This window comes from Flavobacterium aurantiibacter, from assembly GCF_002251775.1.
Taxonomy (GTDB): Bacteria; Bacteroidota; Bacteroidia; order Flavobacteriales; family Flavobacteriaceae; genus Flavobacterium; species Flavobacterium aurantiibacter.
Genome location: NZ_NOXX01000045.1, coordinates 1 through 3,058, shown reverse-complemented (window position 1 = coordinate 3,058; position 3,058 = coordinate 1). Strand labels below are relative to the sequence as shown.

Genomic DNA, 3,058 nt, shown 5'->3' with positions numbered 1-3,058 from the left:
GCTGGAAATTAATTTAATACAATTTTTGTCGTGTACTTAGCAAAATTCTTAAAAAAAAGTACATTGAATGCCAATAAACGTAATGATTGGCCATCATTACTTTTTATTGATCCGTTTGGTTATAAGGGTATTGAAACCAAAGTTTTAGCGGAGTTTTTAAAAAATTGGGGAAACGAGATTTTTCTTTTTGTGAATACTAAAAGAATTCACCCTGCTTTAGAAAACGATAAATTTGAGGGTCTTATGTATGATTTATTTCCTACCACATTTCAAAGAATTAAGTTAGACCGTAGGTATACATCTACTGTTACCGAGCGTCTAAACTTGATTATTGAAGGATTAGGTAAAGAATATGAAAGTATTTTAGGAGGAAAACTGTTTTATACGGCATTTAAATTTCAAGAAGAGGACAGTGATGCAACTAGCCATTACATCTTACACCTGACTAAAGGAGCTAGAGGCTATGACTTAATTAAAACCATATATAATGATTTTGCAAATGTCGGGACTGTTTTTGACGGAGTTAATACATACACATTTGATGCAAAATCTTATGGTAAAGAAGTGAACGAATTGTTTGATTTTAATTCTATCAATATCGACAATCTTAAAGAAGAGCTTTACAAGACTTATATAGGTAGCAAACTAACATCCTTCGATCTTTTTGAAAGTCATCATGTAAAAAATACGTCGGCGCCTTATAGCAGAAAACATTATACAGATGCACTTCGTCGTTTGGTTGATGAAAATAAATTAACGGCAGAGTTTACGGATGGGAGATCACATAAGGTTTCAGTAATAATTTCTAAAGATTGTAAATTAAACTTTATTTAAATGGCTAATTCATCAATTGAATGGACTGAAATGACGTGGAACCCCACAACAGGTTGTACTAAAGTTTCTGCAGGCTGTAAATTTTGCTACGCAGAAATTATGACTCGTAGATTAAAAGCAATGGGACAAGAAAAATATAAGCATGGGTTTAAAGTAGTAAAGACTCATCCTGAAACTTTAGCAATTCCCTATACTTGGAAGACAGCAAAAGTTGTTTTTGTGAATTCAATGAGCGACTTGTTTCATAAAGACGTGCCCCTTGACTTTATAAAAGATGTTTTTAAAGTTATGAATGACAATCCACAGCATGTTTTTCAATTACTTACAAAGAGAGCAGATAGACTTTCCGAAATACATGAAGAATTAAATTGGACTCAGAATATTTGGATGGGTGTATCGGTTGAAGATGAAAATGTTACGTCACGAATTGATTTGTTAAGAACTACCAATGCAAAAGTTAAGTTTTTATCTTTAGAGCCACTTATCGGCGCGTTACCAAATCTAAATCTTACGAATATTGATTGGGTAATTGTCGGTGGAGAAAGCGGGCATAATCCACGACCTATGAAACTTGAATGGGTAATTGATATTCAAGAGCAAAGTAAGAATGCGAATGTTGCTTTTTTCTTTAAGCAATGGGGTGGCAAGAATAAAAAAGCCTCTGGTAGGACCCTAAACGGGCGCACTTATGATGAAATGCCTACAATCAAAAGTTCAAGTATAAATGCTACACCCATTTCTTCATAAAGAAATATGGATAAATAACCTTATAACAAGTTTAAAAATTTAATTATGCTTTAAACGTCGATTTACAGATATTGTAACATTTGTAACAAAAAAACCACTTAGATTACTTGTTTAATTTTCCGTACTTTTTTTAAATTCAAGCCAGATTTTTAATCGAATTATTTAATATTAACTTAAAACATTAAAATTATGGCATCACAATTCGAGACTGGACACGCAAAAAATCTTGCAAATTTCCAAGAATTAACTGCATTTGTAGTAGGTTTTGGCACGGCCTACAATCCAACAAAAAATGCACTAAAAGTACCCCAATTAAATGCGCTTATTGCCGATGCGCAAAGTAAACTAACCGATGTGGTAGCAAAAAACACCAGCTATAACAATGCGGTAAACGAGAGAGTGCTAGAGTTTAGTTCGATAAGAGAACTAGCAACCCGTCTGGTAAACGCAATACAAGCCACCGATGCTACTGCCGAGAAAATAAAAGACGCAAAAGGCTATAACCGGAAACTCCAAGGCAAACGCGCAACACCAAGCGCTGCGGCACCAACAAGCGCCGATGCCCCTGCACCAAATAAAATCAGCGCCAGTCAACAATCTTTCGAACAAAGAATACAGCATTTCGCCGGATTAGTTTCTGTACTTCAATCGGAACCAAGCTATGCTCCAAACGAAAACGACCTGAAAATAGCCACACTTACAGCCAAGCAAGCTAGTTTACAAGCAAAAAATACAGCTGTGGCAACCGCCTTTGCCAACGTAAGCAGCTCCCGAATAGCAAGAAACAATACCCTATACAACGAAACCAACGGGCTGGTTGCTACAGCACTCGAAGTAAAAAAATACATTAAATCCGTTTTCGGTGCCTCAAGCCCCGAGTTCGCACAAGTAAAAGGTATCGAGTTCAAAAAAGTAAAAAGCTAATACTTACAAACACCAATCAATCGCGCTATAAAAAAGCATCTTAACAAAGCAATAGTTCTCAACTTCCCCGAGAATTATTGCTTTTTCGTTTGGGGTTTAGGCAACTGTAGTTCGTTTGTTGTTCGTGCCTCTTTGTTAACACCTAACTGTATTTAGATTATAAGTAACTGCAAAAAAATAATGAGTAATTGCAAATAGTTTGTGAGCAACTGCATTAAAGATTGTATTAACTGCAAAGGGGGTTTTACCTTTGGCTGTTTGGGTTTTAAGTATTGGTGTAACTATAAGTTTGAAAGGCTTGCTATCGAGTACATCTTAATTTCATTTCCCCTACGTCTTCCAGCAACGACTTCGCACAAGGGATTGCAACGAAAAGCCGCAGCTGGAAACAGCCATTGAAGCTTGTTTTGGTGTGGCGACTAACAGAAGCCGCAGCAAAACCTAGCTGAAAAGCTGGAGCACGCTGCGCCTTGAAGTGAAATACCAATTAGATTTATAAAATAGGCCGAAGAAAAAAGGTTGTTTTTGAGGCAGAACAATGCAAAAAAATGTT

General features: G+C 36.1%; 3 protein-coding genes. All 3 read left to right on the top strand.

The annotated features are described in order from the left end of the window. The first annotated feature begins 63 nt into the window (after positions 1–63). The 3 genes from tcmP to CHX27_RS00465 all read left to right on the top strand — a co-directional run bounded on the left by tcmP (position 64) and on the right by CHX27_RS00465 (position 2,505). On the top strand, positions 64–834 hold the full coding sequence (tcmP, locus tag CHX27_RS00475) for a three-Cys-motif partner protein TcmP (protein WP_165764404.1): 771 nt from the start codon (positions 64–66) through the stop codon (positions 832–834). Further along, entirely contained in the window at positions 835–1,581 is a 747-nt protein-coding gene (locus tag CHX27_RS00470) for a DUF5131 family protein (RefSeq protein WP_094484827.1), read from the top strand. It abuts the gene before it with no gap. A 189-nt stretch (positions 1,582–1,770) separates the two neighbouring features. Continuing rightward, positions 1,771–2,505 carry a hypothetical protein gene (locus CHX27_RS00465; RefSeq protein ID WP_094484826.1) on the top strand — a complete coding sequence of 245 codons (735 nt, stop codon included), beginning with the start codon at positions 1,771–1,773 and terminating at the stop codon, positions 2,503–2,505. Positions 2,506–3,058 lie beyond the last annotated feature (553 nt).